Source organism: Streptomyces alkaliterrae (assembly GCF_007097205.2).
GTDB classification, from domain to species: Bacteria; Actinomycetota; Actinomycetes; order Streptomycetales; family Streptomycetaceae; genus Streptomyces; species Streptomyces alkaliterrae.
Window position 1 is genome coordinate 1 of the sequence record NZ_VJYK02000711.1, and the last position, 464, is coordinate 464.

The 464-nt window shown below is 64.0% G+C and carries 1 protein-coding gene; it reads right to left on the reverse strand.

Annotated elements, in window-relative coordinates; all coding sequences use genetic code 11:
• Nucleotides 1-464, reverse strand: a 464-nt coding sequence (locus FNX44_RS29375; RefSeq protein WP_173019327.1) for a MotA/TolQ/ExbB proton channel family protein, incomplete at both ends; no start/stop codon positions are given.

Below are 464 nucleotides of genomic sequence, written 5' to 3' on the forward strand. Positions count from 1 at the left end.
GTTGGGCACCAAAGGCACGCACACGTTCCATCACCGACTTGTTGCGGCGTACGAGGAAGTTGTAGCCGAGCACAGCCGGAACCGCGACTGCGAGACCGATTGCCGTCATGATCAGCGCTTCACCCACCGGGCCCGCGACCTTGTCGATCGACGCCTGGCCGGCGATGCCGATTGCCGTCAGCGCGTGATAGATGCCCCATACCGTGCCGAACAGGCCGATGAACGGCGCCGTTGAGCCAACCGTGGCGAGGAACGCGAGGCCATCTTGCAGGCGGTTCGACACGTTCGTGATCGCGCGCTCAACCGAGACGTCGATCCAGGTGTTGCGATCAACCGATTCGAGCAAGGCTTCGTCATGATGCTCACCCGCTTCGACCGCGGTTTCGGCAAGGAAGCGGAACAGCGAGGCCTCGTCCAGCAGCTTGGCGCCCGCGGCAAGCGACGGCGCGCTCCACAGTTGATCG